This is a genomic window from Bacillus sp. PS196 (genome assembly GCF_037963555.1).
Lineage (GTDB): Bacteria > Bacillota > Bacilli > Bacillales > Bacillaceae > Bacillus > Bacillus subtilis.
Genome location: NZ_CP150159.1, coordinates 2,525,928 through 2,546,389 on the forward strand (window position 1 = coordinate 2,525,928; position 20,462 = coordinate 2,546,389).

23 protein-coding genes are annotated in these 20,462 nt (G+C 43.1%); 1 reads left to right on the plus strand and 22 read right to left on the minus strand.

Annotated features, from left to right (window positions below; translation table 11 throughout):
* Nucleotides 1–27: 27 nt before the first annotated feature.
* From NST79_RS13125 to rpsU, 20 genes are all read right to left on the minus strand, one after another.
* Nucleotides 28–522: a YaiI/YqxD family protein gene (locus tag NST79_RS13125; protein ID WP_003230065.1), complete on the minus strand. Its 495-nt coding sequence runs from the start codon at nucleotides 520–522 to the stop codon at nucleotides 28–30.
* Nucleotides 523–775: 253 nt separating this feature from the next.
* Nucleotides 776–1,588 (minus strand): pyruvate, water dikinase regulatory protein, encoded by an 813-nt coding sequence (locus NST79_RS13130; protein WP_003230064.1) that lies wholly within the window; start codon nucleotides 1,586–1,588, stop codon nucleotides 776–778.
* Nucleotides 1,589–1,613: 25 nt separating this feature from the next.
* Nucleotides 1,614–2,252 carry a transcriptional regulator CcpN gene (ccpN, locus tag NST79_RS13135; protein WP_003237058.1) on the minus strand — a complete coding sequence of 213 codons (639 nt, stop codon included), beginning with the start codon at nucleotides 2,250–2,252 and terminating at the stop codon, nucleotides 1,614–1,616.
* 132 nt (nucleotides 2,253–2,384) lie between these two features.
* The gene (gene glyS / locus NST79_RS13140; protein WP_038829712.1) at nucleotides 2,385–4,424 is read right to left on the minus strand and encodes a glycine--tRNA ligase subunit beta; all 2,040 of its coding nucleotides are present in this window, start codon (nucleotides 4,422–4,424) and stop codon (nucleotides 2,385–2,387) included.
* A complete protein-coding gene (gene glyQ, locus NST79_RS13145; RefSeq protein ID WP_003226213.1) occupies nucleotides 4,417–5,304 on the minus strand; it encodes a glycine--tRNA ligase subunit alpha in 888 nt (295 codons plus the stop codon). The genes glyS and glyQ overlap by 8 nt, the downstream gene beginning before the upstream one ends.
* Before the next feature lie 297 nt (nucleotides 5,305–5,601).
* Nucleotides 5,602–6,369 (minus strand): DNA repair protein RecO, encoded by a 768-nt coding sequence (gene recO, locus NST79_RS13150; protein WP_014477369.1) that lies wholly within the window; start codon nucleotides 6,367–6,369, stop codon nucleotides 5,602–5,604.
* Between the two features lie 36 nt (nucleotides 6,370–6,405).
* Entirely contained in the window at nucleotides 6,406–6,549 is a 144-nt protein-coding gene (locus tag NST79_RS13155) for a YqzL family protein (protein WP_003230053.1), read from the minus strand.
* Between the two features lie 147 nt (nucleotides 6,550–6,696).
* A complete protein-coding gene (gene era / locus NST79_RS13160; RefSeq protein ID WP_003230051.1) occupies nucleotides 6,697–7,602 on the minus strand; it encodes a GTPase Era in 906 nt (301 codons plus the stop codon).
* Entirely contained in the window at nucleotides 7,583–7,993 is a 411-nt protein-coding gene (locus tag NST79_RS13165) for a cytidine deaminase (protein WP_003230049.1), read from the minus strand. Before NST79_RS13165 ends, era begins: the two co-directional genes overlap by 20 nt.
* 118 nt (nucleotides 7,994–8,111) lie before the next feature.
* A complete protein-coding gene (locus NST79_RS13170; protein WP_015384119.1) occupies nucleotides 8,112–8,483 on the minus strand; it encodes a diacylglycerol kinase family protein in 372 nt (123 codons plus the stop codon).
* Nucleotides 8,464–8,937 (minus strand): rRNA maturation RNase YbeY, encoded by a 474-nt coding sequence (ybeY, locus tag NST79_RS13175; RefSeq protein WP_003230039.1) that lies wholly within the window; start codon nucleotides 8,935–8,937, stop codon nucleotides 8,464–8,466. The genes NST79_RS13170 and ybeY overlap by 20 nt, the downstream gene beginning before the upstream one ends.
* A complete protein-coding gene (gene pgpH / locus NST79_RS13180; RefSeq protein ID WP_010886570.1) occupies nucleotides 8,938–11,073 on the minus strand; it encodes a cyclic-di-AMP phosphodiesterase PgpH in 2,136 nt (711 codons plus the stop codon). It lies immediately after the preceding gene.
* 78 nt (nucleotides 11,074–11,151) lie between these two features.
* Nucleotides 11,152–12,111 carry a PhoH family protein gene (locus tag NST79_RS13185; protein WP_212060348.1) on the minus strand — a complete coding sequence of 320 codons (960 nt, stop codon included), beginning with the start codon at nucleotides 12,109–12,111 and terminating at the stop codon, nucleotides 11,152–11,154.
* Nucleotides 12,108–13,304 carry a sporulation protein YqfD gene (gene yqfD / locus NST79_RS13190; protein WP_212060346.1) on the minus strand — a complete coding sequence of 399 codons (1,197 nt, stop codon included), beginning with the start codon at nucleotides 13,302–13,304 and terminating at the stop codon, nucleotides 12,108–12,110. The genes NST79_RS13185 and yqfD overlap by 4 nt, the downstream gene beginning before the upstream one ends.
* A gap of 18 nt (nucleotides 13,305–13,322) precedes the next feature.
* On the minus strand, nucleotides 13,323–13,604 hold the full coding sequence (gene yqfC, locus NST79_RS13195) for a sporulation protein YqfC (protein WP_212060344.1): 282 nt from the start codon (nucleotides 13,602–13,604) through the stop codon (nucleotides 13,323–13,325).
* A gap of 56 nt (nucleotides 13,605–13,660) precedes the next feature.
* The gene (locus NST79_RS13200) at nucleotides 13,661–14,080 is read right to left on the minus strand and encodes a hypothetical protein (RefSeq protein ID WP_212060342.1); all 420 of its coding nucleotides are present in this window, start codon (nucleotides 14,078–14,080) and stop codon (nucleotides 13,661–13,663) included.
* Between the two features lie 24 nt (nucleotides 14,081–14,104).
* Entirely contained in the window at nucleotides 14,105–15,100 is a 996-nt protein-coding gene (floA, locus tag NST79_RS13205; RefSeq protein WP_003230026.1) for a flotillin-like protein FloA, read from the minus strand.
* A gap of 21 nt (nucleotides 15,101–15,121) precedes the next feature.
* Complete coding sequence (locus NST79_RS13210) at nucleotides 15,122–16,435, minus strand: nodulation protein NfeD (RefSeq protein ID WP_014477376.1); 1,314 nt, start codon at nucleotides 16,433–16,435, stop codon at nucleotides 15,122–15,124.
* A 130-nt stretch (nucleotides 16,436–16,565) separates the two neighbouring features.
* Nucleotides 16,566–17,012, minus strand: a complete 447-nt coding sequence (locus NST79_RS13215; RefSeq protein WP_003230022.1) for a GatB/YqeY domain-containing protein — start codon at nucleotides 17,010–17,012, stop codon at nucleotides 16,566–16,568.
* A gap of 14 nt (nucleotides 17,013–17,026) precedes the next feature.
* Nucleotides 17,027–17,200 carry a 30S ribosomal protein S21 gene (gene rpsU, locus NST79_RS13220; protein WP_003152957.1) on the minus strand — a complete coding sequence of 58 codons (174 nt, stop codon included), beginning with the start codon at nucleotides 17,198–17,200 and terminating at the stop codon, nucleotides 17,027–17,029.
* 172 nt (nucleotides 17,201–17,372) lie between these two features.
* Here rpsU and NST79_RS13225 point away from each other — a divergent pair, with 172 nt between their 5' ends.
* Nucleotides 17,373–18,296, plus strand: a complete 924-nt coding sequence (locus tag NST79_RS13225) for a Na/Pi symporter (protein WP_044052498.1) — start codon at nucleotides 17,373–17,375, stop codon at nucleotides 18,294–18,296.
* A gap of 36 nt (nucleotides 18,297–18,332) precedes the next feature.
* Here NST79_RS13225 and mtaB read toward each other — a convergent pair whose 3' ends face one another.
* Both mtaB and NST79_RS13235 read right to left on the minus strand, forming a co-directional pair.
* Entirely contained in the window at nucleotides 18,333–19,688 is a 1,356-nt protein-coding gene (mtaB, locus tag NST79_RS13230) for a tRNA (N(6)-L-threonylcarbamoyladenosine(37)-C(2))-methylthiotransferase MtaB (protein ID WP_014114458.1), read from the minus strand.
* The gene (locus NST79_RS13235; RefSeq protein WP_212060340.1) at nucleotides 19,688–20,458 is read right to left on the minus strand and encodes a 16S rRNA (uracil(1498)-N(3))-methyltransferase; all 771 of its coding nucleotides are present in this window, start codon (nucleotides 20,456–20,458) and stop codon (nucleotides 19,688–19,690) included. The genes mtaB and NST79_RS13235 overlap by 1 nt, the downstream gene beginning before the upstream one ends.
* Between the last annotated feature and the right edge of the window lie 4 nt (nucleotides 20,459–20,462).

Sequence of the window (20,462 nt, forward strand, 5' to 3'; positions counted from 1 at the left end):
ACACTCCGTCGTACATTATTCGATGCTTTAGTGCAAAATCCCTTCATCGTTCGACAGGATTTTTTGCAGCAGTGTAATAAATCGTTCTCGATCTTCTTTATTCAATTTTTTAGGCCCTTTGGCATATACGCCTTTTCTTCTTTGTTTGCCGGAAAAATGACGGCCCTCTAGGGCAAAATCAATCGTGTCTTCCTTGTAAAGACGACCTCTTTCCGACATAACAGAGACATTTCTGTTCAACAGCAGAGATGCTAATCCGATGTCCTGCGTCACAACAATATCTCCCGGTTTCACGTGATTTGCGATATATAAATCAGCAGCTTCTTTATGAGGATCAACATACTTCCATTTTTCTTCATTGCTTCTGGAAAGCTGATAATGTTCAAATGAAGCGACAAAAAGAACTTGAACTTCATACTCGGATGCTGTTTGTAAAATTTCATCTTTTACCGGACAAGCATCAGCATCGACAAAAATCGTCTTTTCTTGTTCATTAAGAAGAGTAATTCTCCATCCCTCCATTAAACTCCTGCATAAAAGCAAGCAAAATCGCACATCCTTTATTATTGTGGATGTATATGAATTTGTCGAAAAATTTCCGGGAGAAATTCTTGACATCTTACCCATAATAGTTTATTCGTATCACACGATCCTTAAACCTAAAATTAATCATTTTATCACAATTTTTTATTATAATACAAACTTCACAAAGATGCTATTGTTTTTCATTATTCCCTTTTGGCACAGCCAAAAACCCAGGATAGAGCGTCCTGAGTTATATGTTTTTTGTTTTGAGATGATGGATAATATTTGCTGTTTCCTCAACCGCTTTATTTGAAACATCAACAACCTGGCAGCCGATCCGATCCACAATCTTTTCGAAATACTCGAGTTCCTCTTTGATTCTGTTGATATTTGCATAAATCGCTTTATCATTAAGCCCGAGTGATTTTAAACGTTCTTTTCTGATATGATTCAGTTTATCAGGGCTAATCTTTAAACCGATGCATTTTTTCGGATCAACGTTAAAGAGTTCTTCCGGCGGATCAACCTCCGGTACAATCGGAACATTGGCAACCTTCAGGCGTTTGTGTGCGAGATATTGAGACAGCGGTGTTTTAGACGTTCTTGACACGCCGATCAAAACGATATCAGCTTTTAAAATCCCTCTTGGATCACGTCCATCATCGTATTTAACTGCAAACTCGATGGCCTCCACTTTTTTGAAATAATCTTCATCAAGCTGGCGCACCCGCCCCGGTTCGTATTTCGCTGTTAAACCATAGGCTGTTTCCATTTTATCAATCAACGGGCCGATAATATCATAATATAAAACATTTGCTTTTTCCGCTTCGGCTATCAAATATTCTCTGATTTCCGGCACCACGAGTGTAAAACAGATAATGCCGCCGTCTGCCTTTGCAAGTGAAATCACTTCATTGATAGTGCCTATATCTTCAACATAAGGAATTCTTCTTACATGAGTATCATCCGCCGATCCGTTAAATTGGCTGAGTGCTGCTTTTACTACCAATTCAGCCGTTTCACCGACGGAATCCGATACAACATAGATGATGCGGTTATTCATATTATCCCCCCGTTAGTTTGCAATCTTATAGGATTTCATTTTCAGATAAACTGACAAGTATTTTGGTCATATTTGTTTTTGTCACTCTGCCGATCACTTCAAAGCCTTTATCGGTGTCTTTGATGACAGGCAGTGCATCAATTTGTTTTTCTATTAAGTGCTTTGCAATGTCCATCACATAATCCTCGCGTCTGCACACCGTAATGTTCGGCATCCTTGTCATGATGATGTGAACAGGGACCGATGTAAGCTCCTGCTGGCCAATGCTCGCTCTGAGCAAGTCTTTTCGTGAAAGCACCCCGACTAAAACAGCATCGCGGTCCACCACAAACAGAGTACCTACATCTTCTAAAAACATGGTGCAAATCGCATCGTACACAGAAACGTTTTCGTGAATCACTACGGGGATAGATTGAAAGTCTTTCACCTGAAGCTTTTTGAGTTTATCCGCCAAAAGCTGTGTGCCGGTTTTTCCCGTATAGAAATAACCGACTCTCGGGCGCGCCTCGAGGAATCCTGACATGGTGAGTATGGCTAAATCCGGGCGCAATGTCGCCCTGGTTAGGTTCAGCTTTTCTGCAATATGCTCCCCTGTAATCGGCCCGTTTTCTTTTACAATCTGCAAAATATGTTCTTGCCGTTTATTTAGTTCGATCGTACTCACCACCTTTTCACTTCATAGCTATGTAAAGAAATAATAATCCATATTATAACGTAAATATCTTGTAATCAAACAAAAAACTTATAAATGGGGAAAAGACGATTACCGATCACACAGCAACCGCCTTTTCTCTCTTTATTTTACAATAAGGGCATTCATATTCGCAAAGGACTTGATCTCATCCGCCAAGCTTACCATTTGCGCTAAACGATTTGCCTTTAATGACTCATTATCCGCTATAACCATTGTATGATCGAAGTAAGCATCGATCGGTTCTTTTAAGGCTGCAAGTGAAGCAAGCGCCGCCTCATAATCTTTTTTGCTGAAGTTTTCCTGCAGATTTTGCTTCGCTGTTTGGTAGGCATCAAACAGTTTTGCTTCGTATTCATTTTCAAACAGATCAGGCTGAATGTCTCCGCGGACTCCTTTTTTGCTGATAGAGATCACTCGGCCTAACGCTTCGGCTGTTTCCTTAAAGCCAGGTGCACCAAGCTTTTGCTCCAGTACTTGTGCTTTATGCAGCGCAGAGTACGGCTCAAGCTCAGAGCTTTCCAGCACGGCGTCAATGACATCATGTCTGATTTGTTCAGCATTCAAGACATATTTCAAGCGCTGAGTGAAGAAATCCAGCAGTTCATTTTCTTTATCGGTTTGAACGAAAGTAAGCAGCTCTTCAAATGAAATTCCCCAGTTGCGGTCAAGAAGAATCGCAACAATACCGCTTGCTTGGCGGCGCAGTCCGTAAGGGTCCTGGGAACCGGTCGGAATTACGCCGATAGAGAAGAATGAAGCGATTGTGTCAAGCTTATCCGCCATTGCTACAACAGCTCCGGTGAAAGTAGAAGGCGTTTCTCCGCCCGCTGATCTAGGCATATAATGTTCATTAACTGCCGCAGCCACAGCTTCATCTTCGCCAAGCATTCTCGCATACTTTTCGCCCATAATTCCTTGAAGTTCAGGGAATTCATATATCATATGCGTCACAAGGTCGAATTTAGAAATTTCAGCAGCCCGCTTCACATGTTTTAATGTATCTTCATCAGCCTGAAGACGAACGGCAAGTTTCTCTGCGATTGATGTGACTCTCCTAACCTTATCAGCAAGAGAACCAAGCTCTTCATGGAAAACGATATTTTCAAGCTTCTTCACATTTGCATCAATGTTTAGTTTCTGATCTTCTTTGTAGAAGAATGAAGCATCAGATAAACGTGCGCGCAGCACTTTTTCATTGCCTCGGGCCACATTTTCAATCGCGTGGCTGTTGCCGTTTCGGACTGTGATAAAGTGAGGCAGCAGGTCACCGTTTTTGTCTTTGACAGGGAAGTAGCGCTGATGCTCTTTCATTGTTGTGACAAGCACTTCTTCAGGAATTGACAGAAACTCGGATTCAAATGAACCGTAAAGAGCTGTCGGGTATTCTACTAAATGATTCACTTCATCAAGAAGGTCTTCGTCAACTGGAATGCTCCAATTGTTTTCAGCAGCCATTGCTTCCAGCTGAGATTGAATCATTTGCTTTCGGACGCTAGGATCAGCAATAACATGCTGTCCTTTGAGCTGCTCTTCATAAGCTGAAGGTGATTCAATTGACACTTCATGTCCGAGGAAACGATGTCCCTGTGTTGTCCGTCCAGACTCAACGTTTGTGATCGAAAATGGAATGACATCCTGTCCAAATAATGCGACAATCCATTTGATCGGTCGGATATAACGCAAATCTTCATTTCCCCAGCGCATGTTTTTCGGGAAATGCAAGCTTGTAATTAAACCGCTCAATTCCGGCAGAAGCGACTTCGTTTCTTGGCCGGCTTGGAATTTTTGCACGAATACATACTCTATGCCTTTTACTTCTTTGATGTACAGGTCTTCCACATTCGCGCCTTGGCCTTTTGAAAAGCCGATTGCCGCTTTTGTCCAGTTCCCGTCCGCATCAAGGGCAATTTTTTTCGCAGGCCCTTTTGCTTCTTCTTTTATATCATCCTGCTTTTCTGCGACATCCTTAACGAACACAGCAAGACGTCTCGGTGTATTGAAGAGTTTCACTTCACCGTGAGTAATATTTTTTTCTTTAAGCCAGCCTGTCAGCTTGTCGCCAAGCTGAACCATGCTTTCATTCAAAAAGCGCGCCGGCATTTCCTCTAATCCGATCTCTAAAAGTAAATCCTGTTTACTCATGAGAAGAACCCTCCCCTTTAAGCATTGGGAACCCTAGTTTTTCTCGTTCCTCATAGTAGGTTTTTGCTACTTTTCTAGCTAAATTCCGCACTCTTGCGATATAGCCCGTCCGCTCGGTAACAGAGATCGCACCTTTGGCATCAAGCAGGTTGAAAGTGTGCGAGCATTTCAGCACATAGTCATATGCTGGATGAACAAGTCCGTTGTCCATTTGCTTGATCGCTTCTTTTTCATATGTGCTGAACAATTGGAACAGCATATCGACGTCTGATGTTTCAAACGTATAAACAGAATGCTCATATTCAGCCATCATGAATAAATCTTTTACTGTAAACCCTGACGTCCATTCCAAGTCAAACACGTTTTCTTTATCCTGGATATAAGACGCGAGACGCTCAATTCCATACGTAATCTCTACAGAAACGGGTTTACACTCTAATCCCCCGACCTGCTGGAAATACGTAAATTGAGTTATTTCCATTCCGTCAAGCCAAACTTCCCAGCCTAGACCCGCACAGCCTAAAGACGGATTCTCCCAGTTGTCTTCAACAAAGCGAATATCGTGCTCAAGCGGATCAATTCCAAGAGCACGCAAGGAATCCAAATACAGCTCTTGAATGTTATCAGGTGACGGTTTAATAATGACCTGGAACTGATGATGCTGATACAGTCTGTTCGGGTTCTCCCCGTAGCGGCCGTCTGCCGGACGTCTGGAAGGCTCTACATAAGCCACTTTCCACGGCTCAGGGCCGATACTGCGCAAAAATGTATACGGGCTCATCGTGCCGGCTCCTTTTTCTACATCGTAAGCCTGCATAAGCACACAGCCCTGACTGGACCAATGCTTTTGCAAGGTTAGAATCATGTCTTGAATATTCATTTCAAGCACCTCCACTTTTCTTTCATAAGTTGACTGCGGCAGCAACCAAAAAACTCCCGTCTCTATGCTTGCCAGCCGCAAACATAGGGACGAGAGTTCTCCCGCGGTTCCACCCTAGTTGCTGAGAACAAAATCCCAGCCTCTTTTTTTAAAATTGCTCAAGAATGCCTTTCGTTGCGTGCTCATCCTTAGCTTACACCGCCCTAAGGTCGCTTTCATGAGGTAAACGCAAGTACTTCTTTCTCTCACTGCAACATATTTTATAATAAATGATCATATAAAAAGATGGACCAAAAGTCAACTTTTGTTTTCACCCATAAGATGTTTCATGCTTTCCATTTGATCTAAAAAGCGCTTTGATTTTAAATACAATCCCGAATATTCTTCGTAATATAAATCAATCACTTGCTTTAATTCAGCTTTTGTTTCCTCTTTTAAGGACACATTGCCGAGCCTCGACAGATCAAAATAGTAAAAGAGTCTTAACAGCCTTGCCGTTTGCGGTTTGATCGGTATCCTGTAAGGATCTTTTTCAAAACAGCGGTGGCATATAAAACCATTATCACGAACAGAGAAATGAAAGGTTCCGTCTTGGCTTTTACAATGTACACAATGATTTAGCTCAGGATACAGGCCCATGACACCGAGCATCTTCATTTGAACAATGAAGGTGATAACATCCGGATCTGTTCCTTCATTCAGCTGTTTTAATGACTCTAATATGAATTCAAATAAATAAGGATTTGGCTTTTTTTCTTCTGTGCCTCTGTCGACTAACTCAGCAATATAGGCAGCATATGCTGTTAAAAACAAGTCTTCCCTGATGCCTCTCATGCTGAGGATCATTTCCCCCTGCTGAAGCGTTCCGAGGCCCGATGTTTTTTGCATTAAGAAAGAACCATACAAAAAGGGCTGGCTGACTGCTGATAAACGGCTGTTCGGTTTTTTGGCGCCTCGTGCCATAACACCTATTTTTCCGTGTTCTCTTGTCAGTAAAGTTACGATTTTATTCGTCTCTCCGTAATCATTTGTGCGAAGAACGATTCCTTCACATTTTGTCAGCATTTCCGCACCTTCCTCAAGCAGGAGCGGCCAAGAGGTTTATAAAATTGGATAATCAAATCGGGCTAGCTCATCTTCTAGTTCTTCGGGTCTTTCCATGTTCTCTTTTTCCAGTTCTTTAAAAAGAAGATACGTATCAACATTTCCTGTTTGAGAAAATACGTTCCAGGTAAAATTCAACACAAGAAACCCACCTTTCTGTAGTTAAACTAGCTTACCTAAACTCCAAATTCTTACCTTTATCTTGACCAGATGTCCTCCATTTCATGTTAAACAAAATTTGCTAATGTATCCCTGTTCCTGTGAGATAATGACACACACAGCTAGAGATTAATATTCGTCCTCTTTAAAGCCAAAATCGCGAAGCTGGGACATTTTATTACGCCAGTCTTTCTGCACTTTCACCCACAATTCAAGGTAAACACGGGAGCCCAACAGTGCTTCAATATCCGCTCTCGCTCTTTTTCCAACCTCTTTTAGAAGGCTTCCTTTTTTACCGATCACGATGCCTTTCTGGGAATCCCGCTCGACCACAATCGTTGCCGCTACGTGCACAGAACCGTTGTCCTGCCCTTTGATGGATTCGATGGCCACCGCAATGCTGTGCGGGATTTCTTCTCTCGTCAAATGCAGCACCTTTTCTCTGATTAATTCAGAAATGATAAATCGCTCAGGGTGGTCAGTTACCTGGTCACTCGGATAGAATTGCGGCCCTTCCGGCAAATACGCTTCAATCTGAGCGAGCAAGGTTTCGATGTTATTTCCTTCTAAAGCAGAAATCGGAACAATTTCCTTAAAAGGATAACGTTTGCGGTATTCGTCAATTAGCAGAAGCAATTGGTCGGGATGAATTTTATCGATTTTGTTTACGATTAAGAATACAGGCGTAGACATCGTCTGCAATTTCTCAATGATGAATTCGTCGCCCTTCCCGTAGCCTTCCTCAGCATTGATCATAAACAAGATCAAATCGACTTCTTTTAATGTATTTTGCGCCACTTTCATCATAAAGTCCCCAAGCTTATGCTTAGGTTTATGAATCCCTGGTGTGTCAATAAAAATGGTTTGTGATGTGCCTGTCGTCAGTACTCCTTGCACCTTGTTTCTCGTCGTTTGGGGCTTATCGCTCATGATCGCGATTTTTTGTCCAATGACTCTGTTCAAAAATGTAGATTTTCCTACGTTTGGTCTTCCAATAATGGATACAAATCCTGATTTAAAGCTTTCGTTCGTCATGTAAATCCTCCGATGAAAATGCGCCTGGCAATAATTCTTCCACAGTCATTTCTTTTATTTGTCCTTGTAAATTAGTCAGTACGACAATAACGTCTTTTGTGCAAAGCTCAGAAATCACCTGGCGGCAGGCTCCGCACGGAGATACCGGTCCAGGGGTGTCAGCCGCAACGGCCAGCATCTGAAACTCTGTATCCCCTTCAGAAACAGCTTTAAATAAAGCGGTACGCTCGGCGCAATTGCACATGCTGTATGCCGCGTTCTCAATGTTGCAGCCTCTGTACACTTTTCCATCCTTGGTAAGAAGAGCGGCTCCTACTTGGAATTTGGAATACGGCGCATATGCCATATCACGCGCTTTTAAAGCTTCTGTTATTAATTCTTGTCTGTTCATGTGTACATTCCTCTCTTACCTATAATGGTACCGCTATCACTTTATATTTTACATAATCGCGCGCTTTTTTTCACGCCCATTTCTAAAAATGTAAAATAAATGTAAGAATTTTCAGCCATTACAGCTTTGGCAAAAAAATAAGTAAACCAATGATACACGAAATCACGGCAAAAACGCAAACAGCCCCGGCGGCAGCGTCCTTGGCCGCTTTAGCAAGAGGGTGATGTTTGTCAGTTATTAAATCAACCGTATGTTCAATGGCTGTATTTAAAAGCTCAAGCGAAAACATACCGCCTATCAAAAGGAATATAATCATCCACTCAATCATGCTGAGCTCTACAAGGAAGCCGCAAATGAGAACAGCACAGGCGGCTGCGGCATGAAATTGGAAATTCCGCTCCGTCCGCGCTGTTTCCCAGATGCCCCGGCCTGCATGCACGAAGCTTTTGAAGAATCGCTTCAGCTCATTTCTATGATCTTTTGAGTCCATAAGCGTCCAGCAATTCCTTTTGCTTAGTAAACATCTCCTCTTCTTCCTCTTTCGTCATATGGTCATATCCTAAAAGGTGCAGAAATCCGTGTACAGCTAGAAATCCGAGCTCTCTTTTAAAAGAATGATTATACTCCTCTGCCTGCTCTCTTGTGCGATCGGCACTGATGATAATATCACCTAAAACCGGAGGCATTTCGGCGCCCACGATTTCGATCTCGCCTTCCCCCTCTTCTTCAAGAGCAAATGAGATGACATCTGTCGGAGCATCCTTTCCCCGGTATTCTTTGTTAATCTGATGTATGTCATCATTGGAAACAATCGTGACAGAAACTTCAGCCTGATCCTGAACGCCTTCACGCTCAGCGGCAAATTGAAGCAGATTTTCTACTTCTTTGAGCATCTCTTCTGAGACGCTTCCCGTTTCATCAACGATATCAATCAGTAAACTCATCTATTTCACCTTCTTAGTAGCCTCCGGATATTCAATCCGGGAGTGGAAAATTCCTTTTAATGTTGCACAGAGCGTTTTTGCGATTGTATCCAGCTCTTTAAATGTCAAATCGCATTCACTGAACTGTCCGTCCTGAAGCTTATCGGATATAATACCCCGGACAAGCTTTTCAATTCGTTCAGGATTTGGATTATGCATGGATCTGACGGCCGCTTCAACACTGTCGGCCACTGATATAATTGCGGCTTCCTTTGACTGCGGCTTCGGCCCCGGATAACGGAACTCTTCCTCTGTAATCTGGTCGCCTTTTTCCTTCGCTTTATAGTAAAAAAACTTTAAAAGCGAGGTTCCATGATGCTGCTCAGCAATATCGACAAGCTCTTTCGGAAATTTATAGCTTCTCAGCATATTCGCACCGTCTGTCGTATGCGAGATAATAATATTTTTACTCAACTGAGGTGACAGCTTGTCATGCGGATTGTCAATATTCATTTGGTTTTCAATAAAATATTGCGGGCGCTTTGTTTTTCCGAGATCGTGATAATATGCGCCGACTCTTGCAAGCAAACCATTAGCCCCAACCGCTTCACAGGCTGCCTCTGATAAATTGGCAACCATTACACTGTGATGATATGTACCTGGTGTTTCTGTCAGTATTTTGCGCAATAGCGGATGGTTAGGATTAGACAGCTCGAGCAGCCTCATGGTGGATAAAATGCCAAAGCCCGTCTCAAAAAACGGCATCAGGCCGATGATCAATACAGATGAAGCAAACCCCGACACAACCCCCATGAGCATTAACGTGCCGATTTCAAGACCCGACAGCGCAGTGTTCTGGATCAATAATAAGGATAGAACGACAACCATATTAATAAACGCCACGAAAAGTCCGGTCTGCAAAATCTTTGATCTTGCATTGTGTTTTCCTAAAAATAATACACCTGAAATGCCGCTGATCAAATAATAAATCCCTATGACATAATTGAATGTTCCTGTCACACCCTGATTAAACATCATACTTCCGCAAATCGCAAGAATGATACTTCCCAAAATGGCAATGCGTTCATTCATCAGCAGTTTGATTAAGATGGCGCCGGCCGCAATGGGGACCAGATAGCCGATATTATTATACTCCATCTTCTGAAACAAACTGACAACCTCCATGATCACAAGCAAAAGTGTTGTGATTATGGAGAATAACAGAATGGATTGGTTTTTAAACTTCAGATTTTGTTTCTGTTTTTCAAAATAATATACAAGTGTTGCAATGAAAAGTCCGATCATAATCAATAGCCCGCTGATCGGTTTAAAGAGATTTGAGTTATTTAATAACCCGGTCAGCTCAAGTTTTCTGTACACTTCCCGATCAATGAGGTCATTTTCTTCCACGAGCACTTGCCCCTGTTTGATTTGAACCTGCTGGACATTATCTGAGGCTTCCTGCCGTTTTGCCTCTGTTGCTTTCGGATCGAAGACGTAATTCGGAATAATAGCAAAACGCCCGATTTCTGTCGCAGCTCCCAAGTATTTAGAAGGAATAGAATTGCTTTTTAGCTCTTTTTCTACCTTATCCTTTGCATCAGATAGTTTATCCGAGGGGATTTCACTGCTCATGACCGTATTTACTGCGGTAATGACCGTATCTCTGACAAAAGAAAAGTCTTCACTGTCTGCTTTCAGCAATGTCTTGATGGAATCCTCCGATATAGAATCATTCACATCTGATGTCAATTTGTCCTTTACAGATTTGACCATTGATTTTTCCGATGGTGATTTACTGCCTTCTTCCGATGATTTTTTCACTTCACTAATACTGTCGAATATTGATGACACAAGGTCAATCCGATTGTCTGTATATTCTTTTTTTAATGTATATTGATCTTCAACCGCGTCCTCAGCGGCTTGCTTTTTTTCCTCTGTGGCTTTTTGATCTTCTACGGTTGCCGGAGCGTAAATGGTCTTGTCGCTGACTGAAAACAGGTCTAAATCAAGTGTTTCCGGCTTAACATGTACAAAAAGCAAAGCAAACATAATGGCAGCCAGCAGAAGATACAGCAGTACATGCATGGAGCGGGCATTTTTAAAACTGCTCCATTTTTTCGAGCTGCTTTTGGTCTTAGCCTTCTTTTTCAACACAAGAACCTCCTCTTGAAACATCAAGCCCATAAGCAATCATAAAAATGACCCGATAACGCGCGATCGGGTCATTCAGCATTAATTTTGCTTATCGTATGCTTCAATAATTTTCGCAACAAGCGGATGTCTGACCACGTCTGTCTGGTCTAGCTCAATCATAGAAACGCCGTCTATTCCTTTCAGCATCTCCTTCGCTACTGCAAGTCCCGATTTGACGCCTTTCGGCAGATCAATTTGGCTGACGTCACCTGTAATGATCATTTTAGAGCCAAAACCCAGTCTCGTCAAAAACATTTTCATTTGAGCAGGCGTGGTATTCTGTGCTTCATCAAGTATAACATAAGCATCATCGAGCGTCCGCCCCCTCATATATGCGAGCGGAGCAATTTCAATGATGCCTCTTTCCATCAGACGTTCTGTATGATCTGCCCCAAGCACATCATGGAGAGCGTCATACAGCGGGCGCAAATAAGGATCTACTTTTTCTTTTAGGTCACCTGGGAGAAAACCAAGGCTTTCACCGGCTTCCACGGCAGGTCTTGTTAAAATGATTTTTTTGATATGTCCGTTTTTTAAAGCATGGACTGCTTTTACGACAGCCAGGTACGTTTTCCCGGTTCCCGCCGGACCAATGCCGAATACAAGGTCATTCCGCTTCATAGCGGCCACGTATTCCCGCTGTCCCATTGTTTTTACACGGATTGATTTGCCTTTTGCGTTTTTTGTAATTTCTTCTTCATACATGCTTTCAAAGTATTCAAGTTCATTCTTCTTTGCCATTTTGATGGCGTAAATCACATCACGTTCAGAGATCTCTATCCCCTTGCGAATTAAAGCGAGGAGCGATCCCAGCAGCCTGTCTGCAATCTGAAACGATTCATCATCGCCTGACACATAAATCGTCTCGCCGCGCGTAATGATATTTACATTCAGATCTTTCTCCATCAATTTCAAAAAAGAATCTTGGTTCCCGAAGAGTGAAAGCGCCTCGTCCGGGTTTTTCAGTTTTTGATTCATCGCAAGTAAATGTTCTGTCATTCTTCAGTCTCCCTGACAATAGGTGTGGTTTGAACGATATCTTCTATAACTTGGTAGAGAATAATCAACTTTACTTTACCATTCTCAACAGTCTGGTGCAAAACTTTTTCACTTTTCACCTCGCCGTTTTCGCCTATTTTATCCTCTACATCCTGTTTACCCAATTTAATGCCTTCTTGAACTGCTTCTTCTTTTGTATATTTTCGCAAAGCCTCTTCACTTTCTCTCGTTTGCTCTTTGACATAGGATACAGGGAGCTTAAATCCGAGAAAATGAAGCGAATGTTTTTCTTGTTCTGTTTTTGGATGCTTCAATTCCTCTTTTTTAAACGTCATCCCCCAGATCGGGATTGCCAAAGAACCAAAAGAAAGCTTGTGCTTTGTCCTTACTTTGCCCGTATAGACGTTAAATAATGTTTCAAGCGGGACTGTCACTTCTGATCTATACCAGGTTTCTCCGTAAATTTCTGCTTTTGAGGCAACTTCCTGCTGATGGTCTTCGCTGCCGATCAGTCCCGAAACAAGCAGCTGCCCCTTTTCAACATGATCGTGTATGGCGGCCATGGGCTGTCCTTTTTGCACAAACATTCTCGTAATGGTTGCTTTCTTTTTGGCGACAATATTGCGCGGGCTAACATACTTTTCTTTTTCGGGCTCATTTTTCTCCACAACTTTCATGTGAATGGTCGTCCCCTTCAGATCAACTCCGACCCAAGTGATATTGTCTATTCCATTGGTTAATGATTTCTGTATTTTTTCGGGCGACATCATTAAAAACTGCAGACGGCCCTTTTTGACGTCGATTTCATTAAGATGCTGCCTCATTTGATGTTCTGTTTCAGGCTTAGCGCCTGTCACATCAATTTTCCACACCATATTGGACAGCAAAAACAAAAGGATGAAAAAAATCGCAAAACCGATCGTAAACCCTATATTCAGCTTTGATTTCAGCAACAGGAAGGGAAAACCCTTCCGATTGATAAATCGGGCTTTACATTTAAATTTACTTCTCACCCGCCGAAAGGCATGTACATCCTGAAGCTGTATATATAACGATACGGCTTCTTTCTTTTTTTTGACATGAAAGACCGGAATCCCCTGTCTTGTGCATTCATTAAGGAGCCGCTCAATCCCTCTTCCCGTCAATTCAAGCTGGACCTTACCCGAAAAAAAAGACAGCCATTTATTTTTCACAACATTTCCCCCTCGGCTTTATGACTCAACATATCGAACGACATCAATCGTACCCTCCAAAATTATCTCTTCCGGAAGAATCGCCTTGATGACAAAATTTTTACCAGATATGATGCACTGGCCCTGCTTCAGCATCAGCCGCACTTCATTCTCACTGAAAAGCAAAAGGCCTCTGTGGTTTTCTATGTAGATATGAAGTCTGCCAACCATTGTAATCCTCGGCAGATCCATCATAACGTCCGGGGGAATTTCCAATGCTCTTGTCAGCCAAGCTTTCATACGATTCTTTCTTTGCCCCATACAAAAAGAACCCCCTTTCATCTCATATGTATGATTTGAAAGGAGGTTCTAACACTTTAATTTTTACGGGCTGAGCGCATCGTACGGTGAGGTTTTTTCGCCCGTGGAGGCCCGAACACCTCTCCTAGAACGATCCCCTGTACGACGGTGTCCTTATTCACCTGAAGCATTTTTTGTTTTGTATATACTGTTTTTTGTTTGGCAGCAGCAAGATCTCGTCCCAGCCCTTTCAGGTTTCTTGCTGTTTCCCTGCGTCTTTCTTCCGCTTCCCGTCTTGCCTGTTCCATACGGTTAGGGATAGGTGCAGGGGCATCTTCTTTTGACTGCTTCTTTTGAGGAGAAGCAGATTGCACGTGTTGAGGTTTTTTTCTTTTTTGGCTGTTTTGCTTTTCTTCTTTGCTCTTTTTGCCGAAAATTGCAGAAATGATTCCGATGATCGCTGCAATAATAAGCGGATTGGTCAGTAAATCTTCCATCAGCGTTCTCCCTTCTTAGAGAGATTATGATTTGCGGTCTTCATCCGAAGGGTCTTTCGTCAGCTTGCCGAATGAATCACGCATTTCTGTGTCAGCATCGATGTTCTTGATATTCATGTAATCCATGACGCCAATATTCCCTTCACGCAAAGCTTCTGCCATCGCAAGCGGCACTTCCGCCTCGGCTTCTACCACTTTCGCGCGCATCTCTTCTACGCGGGCACGCATTTCCTGTTCTTGAGCGACAGCCATCGCACGTCGTTCTTCCGCTTTTGCCTGCGCGATGTTTTTATCAGCCTCGGCCTGATCGGTTTGTAAAATTGCACCGATGTTTTTGCCGATATCTACATCTGCAATATCAATTGAGAGAATTTCAAACGCAGTTCCTGAGTCCAATCCTTTTCCAAGGACTGTCTGAGAAATCATGTCAGGGTTTTCAAGCACTTTTTTATGATTATCAGATGAACCGATTGTAGAAACGATCCCCTCACCTACACGAGCTACAATGGTTTCTTCCCCTGCTCCCCCGACGAGGCGCTCGATATTCGCTCTTACTGTGATTCTCGCTTTCGCTTTCACTTCAATTCCGTCCATGGCGACACCGGCAATGAACGGTGTTTCAATCACCTTAGGATTAACGCTCATTTGAACAGCTTCCAACACGTCCCGGCCTGCAAGATCAATGGCAGCACAGCGCTCGAATGTGAGTTCAATGTTAGCTCGCTGAGCGGCGATCAGCGCGTTGACGACTCTGTCAACATTACCTCCAGCCAGATAGTGGCTTTCAAGCTGGTTTGTTCCAACATTAAGTCCCGCTTTATGCGCTTTAATCAGCGGGTTAACAACCCGATTCGGAATGACGCGGCGAAGCCTCATCCCAACTAGAGTGAAAATGCTGATTTTCACTCCGGCTGCCAAAGCTGAAATCCAAAGCATTACAGGCACAAATGTAAAAAATACTGCCAAAACAATGATCGCTACTGCGACAATTGCCAGAATCATAAGTGTTGACGGATCCATATAACTTCTCCTCGTTTCTATTTAAATTTCTCTCACGACAATGCGTGAGCCTTCTACTTTAATCACTTTTACTTTTTTATCTTTTTCTGTAAACGATCCCTCCGAAACAACGTCAAGGCGTTCATCATCAATAATCACGGTACCGGAAGGACGCAGCGGTGTAAAGGTTATACCCACTTTTCCCATTAAGTCCGTGCGCGTTTGATTTGAAACGTAGCCGCTCTCCGTGTTTGTAGAATCATTTAATATCAATTTCTTAAAGAATTTCATACGCTTTCCCAACACCCTTGTCAGTAAAATAAAAGCTGTAATCGAAACAGCTGAGGCGATCAAGAGAGAAACCGCCATGACAGTGAAGCTCCCCGCGGCTAAAAACAGGCTCGCAATAATCGCTCCCAAGCCCAGTAATCCAATGATTCCTCCGGGAAGAAAAATCTCAAGCAGAATGAGAATCACCCCTGCTATAAAGAGGAGAACCGTCTCATACCCGGCAAGGCCTGCTGCGAGATGCCCGTAGAAGAACAGCAATAACGCAATGAGTCCAGCCGTTCCAGGGAGGCCGACACCCGGGGAAAAAAGCTCCACCGTCAGACCTAAAAAAGCGATTGTCAGCAGAATAGGGACAATGACCGGATTCGTCAGCCATCTTGCTGTCTTTTCCGCAAAGCTCTCCTTTGCGTAGCTAATCTGCGCCTTTTCGAACCCAAGCTTCTTTACGAGCGTGGACAAATTGTCAGCAGTGCCTTCTGAATAGCCTACCTCAATTGCCTTGTCTGCGTTAAGTGTCAGCAGATCTCCCTTAGGCGCGCCGACTTCCTTGGCATCTATATCCGGATCAGCCATTGCGAGCGCATATTTTGGATCGCGGTTATTTTTCACTGCGGCATCTTCCATCTCTGCCAGCCAAAGTGATTGAGCTTTTTGGTCAGCGGCATTGCCTTGGCCATCAACAATCGCGGCGGCTCCCATTTTTCCGCCAGGCGCCATATAAATGTGATCTGCTTGAAGTGCAATATATGCACCAGCAGACAACGCGCGTTTGTTGACATATGCAGTTACGGGGATCTCGCTTTCGGTTATCAAATCGGCCATATCTATAGCAGATTTGACCAATCCCCCCGGGGTATTGATATCGAGAATAATATGGTCTGCATGTGCATCCTTTGCATCTTGTAACGAACGGGACAAAAACGAGGCGAGACCCTGTTCGACATTTTTTTCAACCGGAATCACATAAACAGTTTGTTTTTCTGCTTTTGCGTTCAGTTGTACGCCTAATAAAGAAAGCAAAAATATACTCAAAAGAGCAGCACGGAATCCTTTGATTTGAAGCAAGGGCGGTGTATCCCTCCTTCCTTTTATAATAAGTGCCTTCTCTTCATACGTAACAAATGTATCAAAGGTTTCATTTTTTTATGTATAAAAAAAGACATCTCTCTTAGAAAGATGTCCTTTTCTTTGCCATTTAAGACAGTTGACTGCTCACAAGCTTATTAATTAAACTTCCGTCAGCTTTACCTTTTACTTTAGGCATAATTGCCCCCATCACTTTGCCCATGTCCGCTTTTGAGCTCGCACCGACCTCCGCGATGGTTTCATTTACGATTGTACGCAGCTCTTCTTCTGACAGCTGCTCAGGTAAATAAACTTCTAAAATGTCCAGCTCTTTTTGAACTTTATCTACTAAATCTAAACGATTAGCGTTTGAAAATTCCTGGAGGGAGTCTTTACGTTGCTTAAGTTCACGAGAAAGGACAGTGAGTTCCTCATCCTCGGTCAAACTGTCTTTCTTAAGCTTAATTGCTTCATTTTGAAGTGAAGCCTTAACCATTCGAACGACAGTCAGTTTGTCTTTCTCACGGTTTTTCATATACAGCTTCATATCCTGGTTGAGACGCTCAAGAAGACTCATAAATCCACCCTCTTTTAGAATTTGCGTTTTCTAGCAGCTTCAGACTTTTTCTTGCGCTTTACGCTAGGTTTTTCATAAAATTCACGCTTTCTTGCTTCTTGCAAAGTACCTGTCTTTGATACACTGCGTTTGAAGCGACGAAGAGCATCTTCAAGCGATTCGTTTTTTCTAACGACCGTTTTTGACATTCTCTTTCCCTCCCTCCGAATACACCAATCGACTACCTTTAAGTTACACATATAAACATGTACTTTGACATTATAATATAAGCCATCAGTCAGGTCAACTAAGTGAGTTCACTTTTCCGTCATGAGTGCGACTGCCTGTCTATATAATGAAAGAAAGGGGTTGGTGAATAGGATGTTAATTCTGATTAGCTTTACTGCTCTTATATTATTCTTTCTCGCAGGCATGAACATGCTTCGAAAGGGCTTAATTTCAATGGCGTACTCAAAAATTGAAGAACGTTTGCTTTTATTTACAGACCATCCGTTAAAAGCGTTTCTTATCAGCATTGTATTTACGGGGATACTTCAGAGCAGCTCAGCCTTTATGGTCATTGTCATCGGCTTTGTAAGTGCGGGCGTTCTTTCTTTTAAGCGGACGATACCGATGATTCTGGGGACAAATGTTGGCTCTACTTTTACAACTGAATTTATTGCTATCAAAATGGATATTTTGATTTGGGTTCTTTTAATAGGAGGTTTATTGTTTTTTCTGACTGGCAGGTATCCTTTGAAACAGCTGGGAACAAGCTTCCTTGGACTGGGCATCATCTTCTTTTGCATCAGCGGATTCAGCCATCTTGCCGGGCCGCTGACGAAGCTGAAAACGGGAGCCGACGTTCTATATCATGTTAACGATTCAAACTGGTCCGCTTTGCTAATCGGGATGGTGTTAACTGCCATCATTCACTCCAGTTCTGTCTGTATCGGCATTTTGATGAGTTTTATGAATGAAGGGATTATCGGACTGACACAGGCGATGAGCGTCGTACTCGGATCAAATATCGGGACATGCATTACAGCTGTCATGGCTGCTGTATCCGGCGGATATGCGGCGAAACAGACAGCATATGCCCATGTGGTATTTAACGTGCTAGGGGTGGCTCTAGTATTGCCTTTTCTGACCGCAGCGACCGGCTTTGTAGAGCAGTTATCACCTGATCCCGCACAAAAGATCGCGCATTTCAGCCTTTTATTTAATGTGGTGACAGCTCTTTTATTTCTTCCGCTTACAAACTTGTTTTACCGATTGATTCACCTTCTTATCCCGGCTAAATAAAAAAATCGGTACATTTTAATGCACCGATTTTTTAGGTTAAGAAGACAAACGCATGTGTTCAGTTATTTCATCCTCAACCACACGGACAAACTGTCCTTCGTTGTAAGGATAACCTGCTTTTAGGATTTTGACTTTTACGATTTTGCCGATCATATCTTCCGTGCCTTTGAAAACAACCTTCATATAGTTGTCTGTGTAACCGACAAACATGTTCTCTTCTTCTGTTTCTTTATAGGCTTCCTCAGGAATAATCTCAAGCACTTCATTTTCATACTGAGAAGCGTATTCTTTTGCAAGCTGGTCAGAAAGAGCAATCAGGCGGTGCACACGTTCGTTTTTCACGTTTTCATCCACTTGGTCTTCCATTCGCGCAGCTGGTGTTCCTGTACGTTTACTGTAAGGGAAAACATGCAGTTCAGAGAATTTATGTTCTTTAATAAAGTTATAGGTTTCCATAAATTCTTCTTCTGTTTCTCCAGGGAATCCGACGATGACATCAGAAGTAACAGCTAAGCCTGGCAGTGCTTTTTTCAATTTATTTAAACGGTCTGCAAAGAATTCCATTGTATATTTGCGTCTCATCCGTTTAAGCACTGTGTTTGATCCGGATTGGATCGGAATATGCAAATGATTCACTATCTTATCTGAGCGGTCTAAGACCTCGATCACTTCGTCAGTGATTTGGCTGGCTTCGATTGAAGAAATTCTGATCCGTTTCACGCCTTCCACACGGGTGTCTAATTCGCTCAAAAGCTTCGCGAAGTTGTAATCTTTCATATCTTCGCCGTAGCCGCCTGTATGAATACCCGTAAGAACAATTTCCTTATATCCGGCATCAACAAGCTGCTGCGCTTGTTTAATGACTTCTTCAGGGTCGCGGGAGCGGAGCAGGCCGCGCGCCCACGGAATGATACAGAATGTGCAGAAATTATTGCAGCCCTCCTGTATTTTCAATGACGCTCTTGTGCGGTCCGTGAAAGCAGGCACATCAAGCTCTTCATATACTCTTGCTTTCATGATGTTGCTGACGCCATTAATCGGCTGGCGTTCTTCTCGGTATTGGTCAATGTAGCCAAGCATTTTTTCACGGTCCTGTGTTCCAACTACAATGTCGACACCGGGGATCGCCATAATCTCAGCAGGTGAGGTTTGCGCGTAGCAGCCTGTGACACAGATGACACCGTCAGGATTTTGACGAATGGCGCGTCTGATCACTTGGCGGCTTTTTTTATCTCCCGTATTTGTAACCGTACATGTATTAATGACATATACATCAGCTGTTTGTTCAAAGTCTCTTCTTTCATAGCCCGCTTCTTTGAAAAGCTGCCAGATTGCTTCTGTTTCATAATGGTTGACTTTACAGCCAAGCGTATGGAAAGCAACAGTTGCCATTACTGATCACCTCTTAATAACTCTGTTTGATAAGAAATCGCACTCAACGCGTATAGCGGAGCGGTTTCTGTCCTTAAAATTCTCGGTCCAAGGCCGCACGTCACACCGTCTTGCTCTGTGAGCCGTTCAACCTCCGCTTCTGTTAAACCGCCTTCGGGACCAAATACGATCAATAGAGATGATCCTTTCGGAAGGCTGCTTGCAATCGCGCTGAATGCGCTTAATTCCCCTTGCTTCGATGACTCCTCGTATGCAACGACACATTTATCGAAATCCTGCATCCTTTGAAGAAGCTGCTGAAAAGAATGGACATCCATCACTCGCGGCACTTCGTTACGGTACGATTGCTCAGCCGCTTCCTTCGCAATTTTCGTCCATCTTTCCCGCTTTTTCTTTGCCTTTTTGTCATCCAGCTTGACAACAGAACGCGCGGCTTGGAAAGGAATAAAGGCATGAGCTCCGAGCTCAGTCCCCTTTTGGATAATCCATTCAAGCTTATCTCCTTTCGGAAGGCCGCTCGCAATATAGACCTTTATAGGAAGCTCTCTGTTTTCATTCGTCCATTCTATCACAAGGCAGGACACTTTATCTTTGGAAACAGATTGAAGTTCACATTTTGCCTCGAAGCCGTCTTGAGAGCAGCAGATAATCTGATCTCCCTCATTCATTCTCATCACGTTCACAATATGATGAACATCTTCGCCGGTAATCGAAAAAGCCGGCGCTTCCTCTATTTGCTGCTTCGTGAGCTCGATAAAATATCGTTGCATACGC